Genomic DNA, 16,707 nt, shown 5'->3' on the forward strand with positions numbered 1-16,707 from the left:
CAGGGCCAACCGCCTGGCCGCGCCGCCACAGAGTGCCGTGCGCGCCATGCCAGAGACAAAGGAGGGATGTACCCACGATGACAAAACGACTGCCAACCCTGATCTTCATCGCGATGCTGCTCGGCGTGCTCGCCGGCACGGCCGCGCACAACCTGGCGCCCGATGCCGCCGCCGCCAAGGCCATCGCCGACAAGCTCTCGATCCTGACCGACGTGTTCCTGCGGATGATCAAGATGATCATCGGCCCGCTGGTGTTCGCCACGCTGGTGTCGGGCATCGCCAGCATGGGCGACGGCAAGGCGGTGGGCCGGATCGGCCTGAAGGCCATGGCCTGGTTCATGGCCGCCTCGATCACGTCGCTGCTGCTGGGCCTGATCATGGCCAACGCGCTGGCGCCGGGCCATGGCATGAACCTGCCGCTGCCGGCCGCCGACGCCGCGTCGAACCTCAAGACCGGCGCGCTGAACCTGCGCGACTTCATCGCCCACATGTTCCCGAAGAGCTTCGTCGAGGCGATGGCCACCAACGAGATCCTGCAGATCGTGGTGTTCTCGCTGTTCTTCGGCTTCGCGCTGGGCACGATCAAGGACGGCGTGGGCAAGCCCGTGCTGGCCGGCATCGACGGCCTGGGCCACATCATGCTCAAGGTCACCAACTACGTGATGGCCTTTGCGCCGTTCGGCGTGTTCGGCGCCGTGGCCGCCGTGATCACCGCCCAGGGCCTGGGCGTGCTGGTGGTGTACGCCAAGCTGCTGGGCGCCGTGTACCTGTCGCTGGGCCTGCTGTGGATCGCGCTGATCGCCGGGGGCTTCTTCTTCCTTGGCCGCGACATCTTCACGCTGATCCGCCAGTTGCGCGCGCCGCTGATGATCGGCTTCGCCACGGCCAGCTCGGAATCGGCCTACCCGAAGGTCATCGACCAGCTCACGCGCTTCGGCGTCAAGCCGCGCATCACCAATTTCGTGCTGCCGCTGGGCTACTCGTTCAACCTGGACGGCTCGATCATGTACACCTCGTTCGCCGCGCTGTTCGTGGCGCAGGTGTACGGCATCGAGCTGTCGCTGACCCAGCAGATCACGATGCTGCTGGTGCTGCTGGTCACGAGCAAGGGCATCGCCGGCGTGCCGCGCGCCTCGCTGGTGGTGGTCGCGGCCGTGCTGCCCATGTTTGGCCTGCCTGAGGCCGGCATCCTGCTGGTGCTCGGCATCGACCACGTGCTCGACATGGGCCGCACCGTTACCAATGTGCTGGGTAATGCCATCGCCACGACCGTTGTCGCCAAAAGCGAGAACGCGATCGGCGCACCGGAACTGGACGACGAGGAAAACACCTCGGCGGACGCCGCTTCCGGCCTGACACCGGTTCAGGCCCTGGCCAGCAAGTAAGCCGCTGGCAGGTGCGCCGGGGCCCGGTTGCCGATCAGGCGGCCGGGCCCTTTTTCTTTCGCGGAGCGCCTATTCGCGCACATCTCGTCCGGTTACCGCCCGCCTTGCGGAACCGTATCACCCGTTCGGGTCTTTGGCGGTAGCGCGGGTATGGTAAAACGTCGCCTTGCCGGTGCCGCGTGTCGGACCTCAAAATGCCCGATACGCCACCCGCAGTGCTCGCCATCGCCGATTCCGCATGATTTTTTCCCCTTCCGACGGCGCCCCGCCAGCCACCTCGCCGTGGCGCCGCATCGTCCCGTTTGTCGCCCTGCTCGCGCTGGCCATCCTGGTGACCGGGGCCGGCTGGCTGGGCTACCGCTATACGTATGACGCCGCGCTGGCGCGCCAGGCCGAGCGCGGCCAGGTGCAGATGCGGCTCTACGCGCAGGCGCTGGAAAGCGAACTGGCGCGCTACGACTATGTGCCGAGCCTGCTGTCGCTCGACGCCCGCATCGACGCCCTGCTGCGCCAGCCGGCCGCCCCGGGGCGCGTGGCGCAGGCCAACGACTACCTGGCCGCGCTCAATGGCCGCGCCGGCACCCGCGTGGTCTACGTGCTCGATGCGCGCGGCAAGGTACTGGCCACCAGCAACCATCAGCGCCCCGACAGCTACCTGGGCGAGGACCTGAGCTTCCGGCCGTACTTCCGCGCGGCCATCGAAGGCCAGCTGGGACGCTTCTACGGGGTGGGCACCACGCGCAGCGAATCGGGCTACTACCTCTCCGCGCCACTTGGCGACCGCGACAAACCCCTCGGCGTGGCCGTGGTCAAGATCGGGCTCGAACCGCTTGAAAACCGCTGGCAGGGCAACGACAGCCAGATGCTGCTGGCCGACGAGAACGGCGTGGTCATCCTGGCCTCCGACCCCTCATGGAAGCTCGCCGCGCTGCGCCCGCTCTCGCCCGAGCAACGGCAGACGCTGGACCGCTCGCTGCAGTACAACCGCGCCCCGCTGCCGCAACTGGCACTCTCCATGGTGCGCCCGCTGGCCAACGGACCGGCCCAGGGCGGCGACGCGCTGGTGCGGCTGCGCCAGGGTCCGCCGATGCTGGCGCAGCACCTGGCGCTGCCCGGCACCGACTGGGACCTGACGCTGCTGACCAACACCTCGCAGGCGCGCGTGGCCGCGCTGAACAGCGCCGCGCTGGCCGGTGTGCTGGCCGCGTTCGTGCTGCTGCTGGGCGCCGCCTGGAACGTGCGCCGGCGCATCGCCAGCGAACGGCTGGCCGCCCGCGCCGCGCTCGAGGCCGCCAACAGCGAACTGGAGCGCAAGGTGGCCGAGCGCACCGCCGACCTCTCGGCATCGAACCATCTGCTGCAGGCCGAAGTGGCCGAGCGGACGCGCACCGAAGCCTATCTGCGCCAGGCGCAGGACGGGCTGACCCAGGCCGGCAAGCTTGCCGCCGTGGGACAGATGTCGGCCGGCATCGCGCACGAACTGAACCAGCCGCTGGCCGCGCTGCGCACGCTGTCGGGCAATACTGGCAAGTTCCTGGCGCGCGGCGACTACGACACGGCACAGCAGAATCTTGAAAAAATCATCGGGCTGGTGGAGCGGATGGGCCGGATCACGGGCGCACTGAGATCGTTCGCGCGGAACCCGGCCGCCGGCCAGGGCCATGCCGCCAGGCTGGCAGACGCGGTCGACAACGCGCTGTTCCTGCTCGACACCCGCGTGGCCGCCGTGGCGCCGCGCATCGAGCGCGAGATCGCCCCGCACCTGGTGGTGGCCTGCGATCCGAACCGGCTCGAACAGGTCTTGGTCAACCTGATCGGCAACGCGCTCGACGCCATCAGGAACCAGCCCGCGCCGTTGCTGGCACTGCATGCGTACGAGGCGGGCGGCATGGTGCACCTGACCGTGCGCGACAACGGCCCGGGGCTGTCCGAGGCCGCCTTCGCACGGCTGTTCGAGCCGTTCTTCACGACCAAGCCCGCCGGCGAGGGACTGGGGCTCGGCCTCACGCTGTCGGCCGGCATCCTCAACGAGAACGGCGGCAACTTGACCGCGATCAACCATCCCGACGGCGGCGCCTGCTTCACGCTGGCACTGCCTCCCGCACACGAGGCCCCACGGCATGTCGGCTGAGAGGTACGACCACTCCAACCCGCTGGCCGTCCTGATCGTCGAGGACGATGCCGACGTGCGGCTGGGCTGCGAGCAGGCGCTGGCCCTGGAAGGCATCGCCACGCGCGCGGTGCCAAGCGCCGAGGCCGCGTGGCACGAGATCGGGGCCGGCTTCGCGGGCGTGGTGGTGACCGACATCCACCTGCCCGGCGCCGATGGCATGTCGCTGCTGCGCGACACCGTGGCGCGCGACGCCACGATGCCGGTGATCCTGATCACCGGCCATGGCGACATCACGCTGGCCGTGCAGGCCATGAAACAAGGCGCGTATGACTTCCTGGAGAAACCGTTCTCGCCGGAACGGCTGGTCGCCACGTGCCGCCGCGCACTCGACAAGCGCCGCCTGGCGCTGGAAGTGGCCGACCTGCGCGCCCGGCTGGCCAGCCGCGACGGCGCAGTCGCCAGCCTGATCGGGCATTCGCCGGCCATCGAACGGCTGCGGCGCATGATTGCCACGGTGGGCGGCACGGCGGCCAACATCCTGATCCACGGCGAGACCGGCACCGGCAAGGAACTGGTGGCCCGCTGCCTGCACGAGGCCAGCGCCCGGCGCACCCGGCATTTCGTGCCGATCAATTGCGGCGGCCTGCCCGAACAGCTGTTCGAGTCAGAGATCTTCGGCCACGAGGCCGGCGCGTTCACGGGCGCCGCGCGGCGCCGCATCGGCAAGATCGAGCACGCGGAGGGCGGCACGCTGTTCCTCGACGAGATCGAGAGCATGCCGATGCCGATGCAGATCAAGCTGTTGCGGGTGCTGCAGGAACGCGTGGTCGAACGGCTCGGCTCCAACCAGCCGGTGCCCGTGGATACCCGCGTGGTGGCCGCCACCAAGGCTGACCTGCGGACGCTGGCCGATGCCGGCCAGTTCCGCGCCGACCTGTATTACCGCCTCAACGTGGTGACGCTGGAACTGCCGCCGCTACGCGAGCGACGCGAGGATGTGCCGCTGCTGTTCGAGCATTTCGTGGCCCAGGCCGCGCTGCGCCACGAACTGGAAGCCGTGCCCGCCAGCCCCGCCGAACTGGCCGCACTGGTGGCGTATGCCTGGCCCGGCAACGTACGCGAGCTGCGCAACCTGGCCGAACGCCACGTGCTCGGCCTGGGCTGCGACCCGCGGCACGGCACCGGAGCCACCACGGCCATGCCGTTGCCGCAGGCCGTGGAACAGTTCGAGCGGGCGCTGATCGCCGATGCGCTGCGCCGCCACGACGGCAACCTGACGCGTACCGCCGAGGCATTGGGCGTGGCCAAGACCACGCTGTTCGACAAGGTTCGCAAATATGGACTGTCGTGATGGGAAAAGCCGCGACAGTGAGCGCTCATGTTGCGCCTGCCGCAGATCTCCAACGATCGCGCCGGCAACGATGCGGTTGTAGCAAATGTATTCCCGCAGGGAACCGCCGAGCGCCGCACGGAGTCTCTCTTGAGCGCGCATGGGCGCAGGCCATGTCTGCATACATGTCGATCGTCATCGGGTTGTCTACCGAATGGGCGCGATGTTCGTTAAACAACAAAAGTGTGACGCCAATCATTGCTTTCCCTGTGGCGACGAATCATCTTGAAGTCATACTATTCGCATCAGCGGTCCGGGCATGGCTGGCGCGCATATTCGCAGCAGACGCGCACGGCAACGTGTAGCGGTTGCTACGTCAACAGGTACCAAAGCAACAAAGGCCTGCCGGGGAGCGGGCTGCAAGCAGCAGGGTCAGAAATACAAACGGCAAGCCCGGCCTCAGGCCGGCGTGGCGTGTCCGAGGGCGCCACGCAGTGCAATGCACTGTGCTGCCGATCGACACTACGGGTGATTGGATGAAACTGGATCCGGAACTGGCTGAAAAGCCGTACTACAGCACGCGCACCGCCGCCAAGCTGCTCAATGTCTCGCTGGGAACGGTGCAGAAGATGGTCGAGCGCGGGGAACTCGGCGCATGGAAGACCAACGGCGGCCATCGCCGCATCCACAAGGAGACGGTGCACCGGCTGCTGGCGAGCCGGGCCATGCCCGACTCCGGCGTGGAGCACGACCTCGACCTCGTGGTCTTCCACCCGAACCATTCCGAGGCGCAGCGCATCAGCGCCCAGCTCGGCAAATGGTCGCTCCCCCTCAAGACGCAGGTGCTGGAGGATGTGGTCGACACGGTGATCACTTCCGTCGATGCCCATCCGCGCGTGGTGCTCTACTACGTCGAAGAACTCAACGACGCGGAATCCGCCACGATCGAGAAACTACAGAACTTCTTCGCGCGCCAGCGCGTGATCTTCGCGGTCATCACGAACCGCCAGGCGTACGAGGGCGTGGCCGATGCCCTGCAGCAATGGGGCATCATGGTCTTCCTGAAGACGCCGTCGCTGGAAGAGATCAAGGGCTTCCTGCGCGCCCAGCTGATGATGGGACGCGGGGGGTAACTGGAGAAATTACGATGCATAGAGCCCGGACACGAGTCCGGGCTTTTTTATTGGTTCTTCCGTCTCCCGAAGCATCCACCCATACAGATCCCTCGGCTCGGGCGGCATGGCAACCAGTTCGATGAACTGCCCGGCGTGCCGCGCCAGCGCCGTGGCGTGCAGCCAGCGCAGCGCCGAGTAGTCTTCCAGCGCAAACCCGACCGAATCGAACAACGTCACGTCCTCCGGCGCCACGCGGCCCGGCGCCGTGCCCGACAACACCTCCCACAGCTCGCTGACGGGCGCCTCCGGCCACTGCTGCACCTCGCCCTCGATGCGCGACTGCGGCGCATATTCCACGACGATGCGGGCGCGATGGAGGATGTCGGCATGCAGTTCGGTCTTGCCGGGGCAGTCGCCGCCCACTGCATTGAGATGCACGCCGGGACGGATCATGTCGGGCGACAAGATAGTTGCGCGTGTCTTGTCGGCAGTGACTGTCGTGACGATGTCGGCACCGTCGAGCGCATCGCGCACCGAACCGGCCGGCGTGATCGCAAGTCCGGGTACGTCCGCGAGGTTGCGAATCAGCCGGCGCGTGGCCACCGGATCGATGTCGAACGCACGGATAGTGGAGACGCCAAGCATGGCGTGAAACGCCAGTGACTGGAACTCGGCCTGGGCGCCGTTGCCGATCAGCGCCATGGCGCGCGCGCCGGGACGAGCCATGGCACGCGCGGCCAGCGCCGAGGTGGCGGCGGTACGCAGCGCGGTGGCGAGCGTCAGGTCGGCCAGCAGCAGCGGAAAGCCGGTCTGCACTTCCGCCAGCATCCCGCACGCCATGACGGTGGGCAGCGCATACACGGCATTGCGCGGATGGCCGTTGACGTACTTGAAAGCGAACTGCACGCCATCGCTGACCGGCATCAGTTCGATCACGCCAACCGGTGAATGGCTGGCGAGCCGCGCCGATTTTTCGAAGGCCGGCCAGCGCAGGAAATCCTGCCGCACGAAGTCGGCCATCTGCACGATGGCCTGGCTGACGCCCACGCCGCGCACCAGCGCCGCCACGGCACTGGCGTCGAGAAAGCGCGTCATCGCATTTTCCTTAAACTCGCGCGTTTTCATCATTTGTTTCATGATGGGCTCCGGTCACGCTGCCACGGCCCGGCGGGCGGGCGTGCTGGCGCGGTCGAGCCGCAGCGTCATGCAGTAGGCGCCGCCGCCGGACATCATGTACGGCGACAGGTCCACCTCGCGCAGCCGGTAGCCGCGCCGGCCCAGTTCGTGGCGCAGGTGCGGCGTGGTGCAGGTCATCACCACCTGGTCGTCGAGGTTGACCGCGTTGACGCTGAAATGGCGCAGGTCATCGGCGGTGGCCTCGATGCGCTGGCCTGCCGGCACGCGGGCGCGCAGCGTGGCCAGCGCGGCGTCGCTCAGCGCGGGCGGGAAATAGAGAATGTCGCCGCCCGCCAGCGGGCAGAAGCAGACGTCGAGGTGGTAGCTCTGCTCGGTGGCCAGTTCCAGCGCAACCACCTCCTGGCCGAAGTGGCGCGACATCGCATCGGCCGCCTCGCGCGACGAGCGCGGCCCATACCCGGCCCAGAAATGCCCGCGCCGGGCGTCCCAGATGCAATCGCCCGCGCCTTCCTGGAAGCAGCCAGCCGGCAGCGTCTCCACCGTATCGATCAGCCCCCGGCGGCGCAGCCCGTCGAAGATCGCCGCAAACGGCGCTTCCTCGCCGCGCCGCTGCGGGTAGCGGAAGCGCGCCAGCACCGCCTTGCCGTCGAGCACCACGGCGGCGTTGGCCGGGAACACCATGTCGGGCTGGCCCGGCGTGCCCTCGGCCACCTCGACCGCGAAGCCGGCGGCGCCCAGCGCCTCGTGCAGCGCATCGAACGACGCGCGGGCGCGGCCGTGCATGCCGGCCGGATCGCGCGACCACGCGGCAGGGTCCATCCACGGATTGATGCTGTAGGACACGTCGTAGAACGTGGGGGCAACCAGCAGGATGGTAGGGGTCTCGATCATGCGCGGGCTCCTGTGGGTAGTCGTTTCTCCATAAGTGAATTGTGGTGCCCGCACGCGTTAGCGAATAGTTGGCAGACTGGACAAATTGCGATGCCGATCTGACAATCCGCCACATCGGCCTGACATTTCGCCAGGCCGCTGCCAGGAGGCTGCGATGGATGCCACGGATCGTCAGTTGCTGGGGTTGCTGCGCGATAACGCCCGGATGCCGGTCACGGCGCTGGCCAAGGCGCTGCGCGTATCGCGCGCCACGGTACAGAACCGCATCGGCAAGCTGGAACAGGAGGGGCAGATCGTCGGCTATACGGTGCGGCTCAGGCCCGAGGCCGAACCGCACCGCATCCGCGCCTGGATGACGGTGGCGGTGGAGGGAAACAAGGCGCGCCAGGTGCTGCAGGCGCTGCGCGGCGATCCCAACGTGCAGACGCTGCACACCACCAATGGCCGCTGGGACATCATTGCCGAGTTGCGCGCCGATACACTGGAGCAGTTCGACCGGACGCTGGACCGCATTCGGCTGGTCGATGGCATCTCGGCCACCGAAACCAGCATCCTGCTGTCGACCTACAAGCTCTGAGCGCCGCGCAGCCGCTCGCGGCGCGTTTCCTCGTGCAGCACGTCGCCGCTCGGCGCCAGCAGGTCGCGCAACGACACCATGCCCACCAGCCGCATCGACGCCAGGCTGTCGACCACGGGCAGGCGCGCCACGCTCAAGGCCGCCATCTGGCCGGCGGCGGCACGGCCAGTCTGGTCTGGCAACAGGGCCGCCGCAGCGGCGCCGCCCTGCCCGGCCAGCAGGTCACCGCATCGTAGCTTCTCCAGATCGCCGGCCTCGGCCGCCAGCGCCGCGCTGCGGTGCAGCACGCCAAGCACGCGGCCGTCGGCCACCACGGGATAGGCGCGGTGCGCGGCATGATCGCCGAAGTAGCGCGGCAGCGCCTCGGCCAGCGGCAGCGCGGCGTCGATGGCTACCACGTCGCGCGTCATCAGGTCGGCCACGTGGGCGCGTTCGAGCGGGTCCACGCCGTACTCGCGATAGATATGCAGGCCGCGCCGCGCGATCTTCTCGGTCATGATGCCGCGCTTCATCGTCAGCACCGAGAAGCCGTAGGCCACCGCCGTGGTCAGCAGCAGCGGCAGCAGCGCCTCGCCGTCGTGGGTCAGGCCGAACGCGAACACGATGGCCGTCAGCGGGGCGCCGAGCACGCTGCCCAGCACGCCGGCCATGCAGACCAGCGCCCACAGCGCGGGCGAGCCACCCGGCAGCACCGGCGCCAGCACCACGCCCAGCCCTGCGCCCAGCATCAGTAGCGGCGCCAGTACCCCGCCCGACGTGCCCGAGCCCAGCGCGGCAATCCAGATCACGGCCTTGACCGTCAGCAGCGCCACGGCCACGCCAAGGGCCAGCCGGTTGTTGAGCAGATCGCCGATCACGTCGTACCCCACGCCCAGCGCGCGGGGCTCCAGATAGCCGCCGATGCCGACGATCAGGCCGCCGATGGCCGGCCACCACATCCAGTGCACGCGCAGCTGGCTGAAGGCGTCCTCGGTGCGGTACAGCGCCAGGGTCAGTGCCGCGCCCAGCATGCCGCACAGCAGCCCGGCCAGCACGCAGGAGCCCAGCGCCACGGTGCCGGCCGGCGCGGTCTGCAGCGGGAACAGCGGCCCGGCCTCGAACACGAACGGACGCAGGAAGCCGGCCACGGCACAGGCCAGCGCCACCGGCAGCAGGCTGCGCGGGCGCAGTTCGAACAGCAGCAACTCGATGGCCAGCAGCACCGCGGCCACCGGCGTGCCGAAGATCGCGGTCATGCCGGCGCAGGCGCCCGCCACCAGCAGCGTCTTGCGCTCGGCGGCGGTCAGGTGAAGGTATTGCGCCAGCAGCGAGGCGATCGAGCCGCCCGTCATGATGATCGGCCCTTCGGCACCGAACGGCCCACCGCTGCCAATCACGATGCCCGACGACAGCGGCTTGAGCACCGCCACTTTCGGCGACATCCGGCTCTTGCCAAACAGCACGGCCTCGATGGCCTCGGGGATGCCGTGGCCGCGGATCTTGTCGCTGCCGTAGCGGGCCATCAGCCCGACGACCAGCCCGCCAAGCGCCGGCACCAGCACGACCCAGGCGCCCAGCGTATGGTGGGCGGGCGAGCGCTCGGCGAACGACAGCGTCTGGAAGAAGAACAGGTTGGTGAAGAAGCGGATCAGGTTGACCAGCACGAACGCGGCGCCGGTGCTGATGGCGCCGATCAGCAGCGCAACGCCGGCCAGCATCGGCAAACGGCCGTTTGAGGCGTAATCGCGCTTCTGGGCGGCGTGCAAGGCATGCGGAACGGATGACACGGGCAATTTGGACATGGGGCGAGCAAGCCTTGAGCGGCTGGGAGATAATGCGGGGGCGTACAGCCGGCGCAATATATCATGCTGTGATATATTGCGCCGGCACCGCCAAGGCCCAATGCGGCCACAGAAGTCACGAATCGGCCCCCCGATTTGCTTCCGATTCGCCCCCGACAACCTGCCCCCGGCCGCCCCCAGCCCCCGACTTCGATGCCCACCGCATTCGACCCTACGCAATCCATTGCCGCCGCGCGTGACTGGCTGCGCACTTTTGTCCCGATGCCGATCGCCGCCAACCGGTTCGAGCGGCTCAAGAGCTGCCTTGGCGCGCTGATCGGCCTGGCGCTCACGGAGTGGATCTGCCGCCAGTTCCTGCAAGGCTTCAACCCATGGTTCATCGCGCCGATGGGCGCCTCGGCCGTGCTGCTGTTCGGCGTGCCGGCCAGCCCGCTGGCCCAGCCATGGTCGATCATCGGCGGCAATCTGGTGGCCGCCACGGTCGGCGTGGCCTGCGCGCGCTGGATTCCGGACCCCGGGCTGGCCGCCGGCGTGGCCGTGGCGGGCGCCATCGCGCTGATGTTCCAGTTGCGTTGCGTGCACCCGCCCAGCGGCGCGGTGGCCGTGACGGCGGTGTTCGGCGGACCGGCCGTCACCGCGCTGGGATTCGGCTTCGTGGTGATGCCGGTGGCCATCAACTCGATGCTGCTGCTGCTGACCGCGCTGGCCTTCAACAACCTGGCGCGGCGCCGCTATCCGCACCGCCCGCCCGAACCTGCCGCCCAGCACCACACCAAGGATGCACCGCCGAGCAAGCGGGTGGGCTTCACGCGATCCGACCTTGACGCCGTGCTGGCGGCGCGCGGCGAATTTCTCGACATCGAGGAAGACGACCTGGAAGCCATCCTGGTGGCGGCCGAGCTGCGCGCGTATTCGCGGCGCTTTGGTGATGTGCGCTGCGGCGACATCATGTCGCGCGACGTGGTGGCCGTGCGCCCCGGCCAGCTGGCCGCCGACGCCGCCGCGCTGCTCACGCGCCACCATATCAAGGCGCTGCCCGTGATCAATCGGCAGCGTCGGCTGCTCGGCATCCTGACCCAGAGCGATTTCTTCCACGCCCACCGGGTGAATTCCCGGCGCGTGAACGGGGCGGTGCGCGACCTGATGACGCGCACCGTGGTGACGGCGCGAGCCGACCAGCCGATCGTCGAACTGGCCCAGGCGTTCTCCGATGGCGGCCTGCACCACGTGCCCGTGCTCGACACCGACCGGCGCGTGGTGGGCATCCTCACGCAGTCCGACCTGGTCGCCGCGCTGCTGCGCAACACTGCCACGCCAACGTCACAGGAGGCGCCAGCCGCGGCCACCTGAACGGGGGCCGGGGAAAACCCGGAGAATCCATCGAATTCCGCTATGCTTACGGCGTTTTCCCCACCTGGACGCCTGGCGGCGCGCAACGATGAGTTCCGGACAACTGATTGAGAAGCTTGCCGCGGTCTTCGCGCTGATTGCGCTGATCGGCGGCTCGCTGCTGGTGCTGGCGCCATTTGCCACGGCCCTGGTCTGGGGCGCGATCCTGGCCTACAGCTCGTGGCACCCCTACACCGTGCTGTCGCGCTGGCTCGGCAACCGGCGCGGGCTGGCGGCGCTGGTCTGCGTGCTGCTGGCGGCCGTGATCGTGCTCGGCCCGTTCGTCTACGCCGGGGCCAGCTTCTCGGCCCACCTCGACGAGCTGACCGCCCTCTTCAACCGCTACACCGAGAACGGCTTCCCGCAACTGCCCGAGTGGCTCAGCGGCCTGCCCTACGTGGGCCCGCAGCTGCAGTCGGCCTACGACCAGGTCATCCACGCCGATTCCGAGATGGTGGCCAACCTGCGCAAGCTGATCGCCCCGGTGGGGCACCTGCTGCTGGGCGCGGGGCTGTCGATCGGCGGCGGCCTCGGGCAACTGGCGCTGTCGATCGTGCTGGCGTTCTTCTTCTACACGGGCGGCGAACTGGCCGTCGACTGGCTGCGCGGCGGCATGCGGCGCGTCAGCGGCGAGCGCGCCGACCACCTGCTGGCGCTGGCCGGCAACACCGTCAAGGGCGTGGTCTACGGCGTGCTGGGCACGGCGTTCATCCAGGCGGTGCTGGCCGGCGTAGGCTTCTGGATCGCCGGCGTGCCCGGCGCGGCCATCCTCGGCTTTGTCACATTCTTCCTGTCGGTGGTACCGATGGGCCCGCCGCTGGTCTGGATTCCGGCCGCGCTGTGGCTTTATCACGGCGGCGAGACGGGCTGGGCCATCTTCATGGTGGTGTGGGGTGCCGTGGTGGTCGGCATGGCCGACAACGTGATCAAGCCGCTGCTGATCAGCAAGGGCACCGGCCTGCCGCTGATCTGGATCATGATGGGGGTGCTGGGCGGCGCGCTGGCCTTCGGCTTCCTGGGGGTGTTCCTCGGCCCGACCGTGCTGGCGGTTGCCTACGCGCTGCTGCGCGACTGGACCATCGGCACGCAGGAACGGGCGCCGGTGACGGCGGTCACGCCCGCGCCGCCGACCCAACTGACACCCGACGCATGACGCAGCCGCAACCGGACGCCCCGCCCGGCGCAGCGCAGGATTTCCACCGCCTGGTGGCCTGCGAGTACTGCGACGCGCTCTACGAGCGCACCGCGCTGGCGCCGGGCGAGCGCGCCATCTGCCTGCGCTGCGGCGGCGCGCTGTACCGCGAAAGCTCGCGCGCCTACCGGCGGCTGCTGCCGCTGGTGGTCACGGCGCTGATCCTGTTCCTGATCTCCAACCTGTATCCGATCGTCGAGATGGACCTCAAGGGCGTGCGCACCGAGACCACGCTCTGGGGCGCCGTGCAGGCGCTGCATGCCGACCACATGACGCTGGTGGCGCTGCTGGTGTTCGGCACCACCATCCTGTTTCCGCTCTCGGAAATGCTGATGATGTGCTATCTGCTGATCCCGATGACGCAGCACCGCATGCCCTACGGCTTCGACCGCATCGTGCGCGGCATCCGCCAGACGCGGCCGTGGGGCATGATCGAGGTCTTCATGATCGGCGTGCTGGTGACCGTGGTGAAGCTCTCGACCATGGCCCAGGTGATTCCCGGCGTGGCGCTGTGGTCGTTCGGGGCGCTCGTGGTGGTGCTGGCCGCGATGCTGTCGTTCGATCCGCGCGAACTGTGGCACTACCTGGAGCCGGCCGGGGCTGACGAGGCCCCCGCGCGCCGGCCCGGAGACGCCGCGTGACCGCCCCGCTACGCCCTTCGCGCACCGCCCGGGCCCGCGAGCGCCTGGCCCGCTCGCGCCGCGCCGCCGCCGAGGTGGTGGCGGAACTGACCGACGACGACGAACGCACACCGCTGGCCGAGGTGCCCACGGCGGCCTCGCGCGGGCTGGTGTCGTGCCACGCCTGCGACCTGCTCAGCCCCGTGGCGCTCGACGGCGAGCCCTGCCCGCGCTGCGGCGCCACGCTGCACCGGCGCAAGCCTGCCAGCCTGGCGCGCGCCTGGGCCTTCCTGCTGTCGGCCTATATCCTGTACATTCCGGCCAACCTGCTGCCGGTGATGGTGACCGAGTCGATCCTCGGCACGCAGCGCGACACGATCATGTCCGGGATCATCTACCTGTGGCTGTCCGGTTCGCACCTGCTGGCCGGCGTGGTGCTGATCGCCAGCATCATGGTGCCGCTGCTCAAGATGATGATTCTGACGCTGCTGCTGGTGTCGGTGCATTTCAGGTCCACCTGGCGCATCCGCCAGCAAACCCGGCTCTACGGCCTGGTGGAAATCATCGGCCGCTGGTCGATGCTCGACATCTTCGTGGTGGCGCTGCTGGCCTCGCTGGTGCGGGCCGGGGCGCTGGCCACGATCATTCCCGGCGCGGGCGCGCTGGCCTTCGGTGCCGTTGTCGTGCTGACGATGCTGGCATCGCTGTCCTTCGACCCGCGCCTGCTCTGGGACGCCCTCGACGCGAAGGCCCCACCGAAATTGCCGGAACCCGACAATGCCCGATCCTGACAACCTCCCTCCGAATCCCGGCGTGCCGCAGCCGGCGCGCAGGCGCCGCGCCCGCTGGCTGCCGTCGCTGGTCTGGCTGATCCCGATCGTGGCGGCCGTGGTCGGCGTTTCGCTGCTGGTCAACACGCTGGCCTCGCGCGGCCCCGACATCACCGTCACGTTCCGTACCGCCGAGGGGCTGACGCCGGGCAAGACCGCCGTGCGCTACAAGGACGTCGATATCGGCCTGGTGAAGTCCGTGCGGCTGGCGCTGGACCGCTCGCACGTGGTGGCCAATATCGAACTGACCAAGGACGCCGAGAGCTTCGCGGTCAAGGACACGCGCTTCTGGGTGGTGCGGCCGCGCTTCGCCATCAGTGGCGTGTCGGGGCTGGAGACGCTGCTGTCGGGCGCCTATATCGGCGTGGACGCCGGCAAGTCAGTGGAAAGCACGCGCAGCTTCACCGGGCTGGAGGTGCCGCCCGTGGTCACGACCGATGCCTCGGGACGCCAGTTCGTGCTGCGCGCGCAGGAACTGGGCTCGCTCGACATCGGCTCGCCGGTCTACTACCGGCGCGTGCAGGTGGGCCAGGTGGTGGCGTACCAGCTCGAACCGAACGGGCGCGACATCACGCTGCGGGTCTTCGTCAACAAGCCCTACGACAAGCTCGTCACGGCCGATACGCGCTTCTGGCACGCCAGCGGCGTCGACCTGAAGCTCGACGCGGGCGGGCTCAAGCTGTCCACGCAGTCGCTGGTCACGGTGCTGCTGGGCGGCGTGGCCTTCCAGGCGCCGGAAAACACCACAGCCACCGATGCGGCCGCCGAGAACACCCAGTTCCTGCTGGCCGGCGACCAGGGCGAGGCCATGAAGGAGCCCGAGGAACTGGCGCCGACGCTGGCCGTGCTGAACTTCGACCAGTCGGTGCGCGGGCTGGCCCCGGGCGCCCCGGTGGACTTCCGCGGCGTGATCGTCGGGCAGGTACGCTCGATCGGCATCGAGTACCAGCGCGAGCGCAAGGCGTTCCGCATGCCGGTGGTGGTGGAGCTGTACCCGTCCCGGATGGGGTTCCGCGAGCGCGACGTGGCCGACCAGGCGCGCCAGCGCACCATCGTCCAGGGGCTGATCCAGCGCGGCATGCGCGCGCAGCTGCGCACGGGCAACCTGCTGACGGGCCAGCTCTACGTGGCGCTCGACTTCTTCCCGAAGGCGCCGCCGCCCCGCGACCTGAATCTGGACGCGCCGCTGCCGGAGTTCCCGACCACGCCGGGCACGTTCGACGAACTGCAGGCCAAGCTGGGCGACATCGTCAACAAGATCGACAAGGTGCCGTTCGACCAGATCGGCCAGGAGGCGCGCACGGCCATGGTATCGATGAACCGGATGCTGGACAGCGCCGACAAGCTCGTGGCGCAGCTGAACGGCGACGTGGCCCCGCAGGTGCTGGCCGCGCTGCAGGACGCGCGCCGCACGCTGACCGCCGCCAACGGCACGCTGGCTTCCGACGCGCCGCTGCAGCAGGACACGCGGCGCATGCTGCAGGAACTGACGCGCACGGCCACCTCGCTGCGCGCGCTGACCGACTATCTCGAACGCCATCCCGAGGCGCTGCTGCGCGGCAAGACGGAGGACCGGAAATGATCGCCAGAAACACCCCGGAGCGTGCCGCGGCACGCCCGCTCGCCGCGGCCGCGCTGGCCGCCCTGACGGTGGCCGTGCTGCAGGGCTGCGCCTCGCCCGAGCCGCGCTACTACACGCTGGCCACTGGCGCCATTGGCGCCACCGGCGCGGCCCGCCCGGCATCCGCCACCGCGCAGCCGCTCTGGATCGAGGTGGCGCCGGTGCGCGTGCCCGAGCGGCTCAACCGCGCGCAACTGGTGGTCAGCGACGGCAATCCCGGCGGCGTGCGGCTGCTCGACCAGTCGCGCTGGCTGTCCCCGCTGCCCGACGAGATGCGCGACGCGCTGTCGCAGCAGCTTCAGACCAATCTGGGCGCGGTTGACATCTACCAGCAAGGGTTGTCCGAAGTCGGCACGCTGTTCCGCATCACTACCGAGGTGGTGCGGCTCGATGCGGAGCCGGGCCAGCGCGCCGCCGCCAGCGTTGCCTGGACCGTGCGCCGCCTGCCGGACGGCAACCTCGTCAGCGGCCGTACCGAGGCCGAAGTGCCCGCACCGGGCCAGGTCGATGGCGTGGTGGCGGCCTACCGGCAGATCGTGGCCGCCACCGCCGCCGAGATCGCCGCGGGCGTGCAGTCGCTGCGCCAGCAACCGAACACCGCCACGGCACGCTGACCCTGGCCGGACGCGCCCCGTGCGCGTCCCTTCCCGCTGCCGGCCGCTCGCGCCGGCCAGGACTTGCGCTCCCCTTCTCCACCCCCTGTACTCGCCGAAGGCCCTTCAAGCG

At 69.2% G+C, this 16,707-nt stretch carries 14 protein-coding genes; 11 read left to right on the top strand and 3 right to left on the bottom strand.

Translation table 11 applies throughout. From position 1 onward, the window contains the following. Positions 1–77: 77 nt before the first annotated feature. The 4 genes from EV147_RS09860 to EV147_RS09875 all read left to right on the top strand — a co-directional run bounded on the left by EV147_RS09860 (position 78) and on the right by EV147_RS09875 (position 5,961). A complete protein-coding gene (locus tag EV147_RS09860) occupies positions 78–1,385 on the top strand; it encodes a dicarboxylate/amino acid:cation symporter (RefSeq protein ID WP_130390891.1) in 1,308 nt (435 codons plus the stop codon). Positions 1,386–1,623: 238 nt separating this feature from the next. After that, positions 1,624–3,516: a sensor histidine kinase gene (locus tag EV147_RS09865; RefSeq protein WP_130390892.1), complete on the top strand. Its 1,893-nt coding sequence runs from the start codon at positions 1,624–1,626 to the stop codon at positions 3,514–3,516. Continuing rightward, positions 3,506–4,849: a sigma-54-dependent transcriptional regulator gene (locus EV147_RS09870; protein WP_130390893.1), complete on the top strand. Its 1,344-nt coding sequence runs from the start codon at positions 3,506–3,508 to the stop codon at positions 4,847–4,849. The genes EV147_RS09865 and EV147_RS09870 overlap by 11 nt, the downstream gene beginning before the upstream one ends. A gap of 515 nt (positions 4,850–5,364) precedes the next feature. Continuing rightward, complete coding sequence (locus tag EV147_RS09875; protein WP_130390894.1) at positions 5,365–5,961, top strand: helix-turn-helix domain-containing protein; 597 nt, start codon at positions 5,365–5,367, stop codon at positions 5,959–5,961. A 9-nt stretch (positions 5,962–5,970) separates the two neighbouring features. On the opposite strand, the gene EV147_RS09880 is transcribed toward EV147_RS09875, so the two are convergent. Together EV147_RS09880 and EV147_RS09885 are read right to left on the bottom strand one after the other, a co-directional pair. Continuing rightward, positions 5,971–7,038, bottom strand: coding sequence for an ornithine cyclodeaminase (locus EV147_RS09880; RefSeq protein WP_198680197.1), 1,068 nt, complete (start codon positions 7,036–7,038; stop codon positions 5,971–5,973). A gap of 54 nt (positions 7,039–7,092) precedes the next feature. Then, positions 7,093–7,971 carry a dimethylarginine dimethylaminohydrolase family protein gene (locus EV147_RS09885; RefSeq protein WP_130390895.1) on the bottom strand — a complete coding sequence of 293 codons (879 nt, stop codon included), beginning with the start codon at positions 7,969–7,971 and terminating at the stop codon, positions 7,093–7,095. A gap of 154 nt (positions 7,972–8,125) precedes the next feature. Between EV147_RS09885 and EV147_RS09890 the strand changes: the two genes are divergently transcribed. Next, the gene (locus tag EV147_RS09890; RefSeq protein WP_130390896.1) at positions 8,126–8,548 is read left to right on the top strand and encodes an Lrp/AsnC family transcriptional regulator; all 423 of its coding nucleotides are present in this window, start codon (positions 8,126–8,128) and stop codon (positions 8,546–8,548) included. Here the strand turns inward: EV147_RS09890 and EV147_RS09895 are convergent. Then, a complete protein-coding gene (locus EV147_RS09895; RefSeq protein ID WP_130390897.1) occupies positions 8,536–10,329 on the bottom strand; it encodes a chloride channel protein in 1,794 nt (597 codons plus the stop codon). The genes EV147_RS09890 and EV147_RS09895 overlap by 13 nt on opposite strands. A gap of 192 nt (positions 10,330–10,521) precedes the next feature. On the opposite strand from EV147_RS09895, the gene EV147_RS09900 reads away from it, so the two are divergent. The 6 genes from EV147_RS09900 (at position 10,522) to EV147_RS09925 (ending at position 16,595) form a co-directional block, all read left to right on the top strand. After that, entirely contained in the window at positions 10,522–11,679 is a 1,158-nt protein-coding gene (locus EV147_RS09900) for an HPP family protein (protein WP_130390898.1), read from the top strand. Between the two features lie 88 nt (positions 11,680–11,767). Next, the gene (locus EV147_RS09905) at positions 11,768–12,871 is read left to right on the top strand and encodes an AI-2E family transporter (protein WP_130390899.1); all 1,104 of its coding nucleotides are present in this window, start codon (positions 11,768–11,770) and stop codon (positions 12,869–12,871) included. Then, the gene (locus EV147_RS09910) at positions 12,868–13,551 is read left to right on the top strand and encodes a paraquat-inducible protein A (protein WP_130390900.1); all 684 of its coding nucleotides are present in this window, start codon (positions 12,868–12,870) and stop codon (positions 13,549–13,551) included. Before EV147_RS09905 ends, EV147_RS09910 begins: the two co-directional genes overlap by 4 nt. Continuing rightward, positions 13,548–14,321 carry a paraquat-inducible protein A gene (locus EV147_RS09915; protein ID WP_130390901.1) on the top strand — a complete coding sequence of 258 codons (774 nt, stop codon included), beginning with the start codon at positions 13,548–13,550 and terminating at the stop codon, positions 14,319–14,321. Before EV147_RS09910 ends, EV147_RS09915 begins: the two co-directional genes overlap by 4 nt. After that, positions 14,308–15,942, top strand: a complete 1,635-nt coding sequence (locus tag EV147_RS09920) for a PqiB family protein (RefSeq protein ID WP_130390902.1) — start codon at positions 14,308–14,310, stop codon at positions 15,940–15,942. The genes EV147_RS09915 and EV147_RS09920 overlap by 14 nt, the downstream gene beginning before the upstream one ends. Beyond that, positions 15,939–16,595 carry a PqiC family protein gene (locus EV147_RS09925; protein ID WP_130390903.1) on the top strand — a complete coding sequence of 219 codons (657 nt, stop codon included), beginning with the start codon at positions 15,939–15,941 and terminating at the stop codon, positions 16,593–16,595. Before EV147_RS09920 ends, EV147_RS09925 begins: the two co-directional genes overlap by 4 nt. Positions 16,596–16,707 lie beyond the last annotated feature (112 nt).

It is taken from the genome of Cupriavidus agavae (assembly GCF_004217045.1).
Classification (GTDB): Bacteria; Pseudomonadota; Gammaproteobacteria; order Burkholderiales; family Burkholderiaceae; genus Cupriavidus; species Cupriavidus agavae.

Bases quoted from the DNA above. Each gene is read 5' to 3' on its own strand.
- EV147_RS09860 (WP_130390891.1), top strand. From the start codon at position 78: ATGACAAAACGACTGCCAACCCTGATCTTCATCGCGATGCTGCTCGGC.
- EV147_RS09865 (WP_130390892.1), top strand. From the start codon at position 1,624: ATGATTTTTTCCCCTTCCGACGGCGCCCCGCCAGCCACCTCGCCGTGG.
- EV147_RS09870 (WP_130390893.1), top strand. From the start codon at position 3,506: ATGTCGGCTGAGAGGTACGACCACTCCAACCCGCTGGCCGTCCTGATC.
- EV147_RS09875 (WP_130390894.1), top strand. From the start codon at position 5,365: ATGAAACTGGATCCGGAACTGGCTGAAAAGCCGTACTACAGCACGCGC.
- EV147_RS09880 (WP_198680197.1), bottom strand. From the start codon at position 7,038: ATGACGCGCTTTCTCGACGCCAGTGCCGTGGCGGCGCTGGTGCGCGGC.
- EV147_RS09885 (WP_130390895.1), bottom strand. From the start codon at position 7,971: ATGATCGAGACCCCTACCATCCTGCTGGTTGCCCCCACGTTCTACGAC.
- EV147_RS09890 (WP_130390896.1), top strand. From the start codon at position 8,126: ATGGATGCCACGGATCGTCAGTTGCTGGGGTTGCTGCGCGATAACGCC.
- EV147_RS09895 (WP_130390897.1), bottom strand. From the start codon at position 10,329: ATGTCCAAATTGCCCGTGTCATCCGTTCCGCATGCCTTGCACGCCGCC.
- EV147_RS09900 (WP_130390898.1), top strand. From the start codon at position 10,522: ATGCCCACCGCATTCGACCCTACGCAATCCATTGCCGCCGCGCGTGAC.
- EV147_RS09905 (WP_130390899.1), top strand. From the start codon at position 11,768: ATGAGTTCCGGACAACTGATTGAGAAGCTTGCCGCGGTCTTCGCGCTG.
- EV147_RS09910 (WP_130390900.1), top strand. From the start codon at position 12,868: ATGACGCAGCCGCAACCGGACGCCCCGCCCGGCGCAGCGCAGGATTTC.
- EV147_RS09920 (WP_130390902.1), top strand. From the start codon at position 14,308: ATGCCCGATCCTGACAACCTCCCTCCGAATCCCGGCGTGCCGCAGCCG.
- EV147_RS09925 (WP_130390903.1), top strand. From the start codon at position 15,939: ATGATCGCCAGAAACACCCCGGAGCGTGCCGCGGCACGCCCGCTCGCC.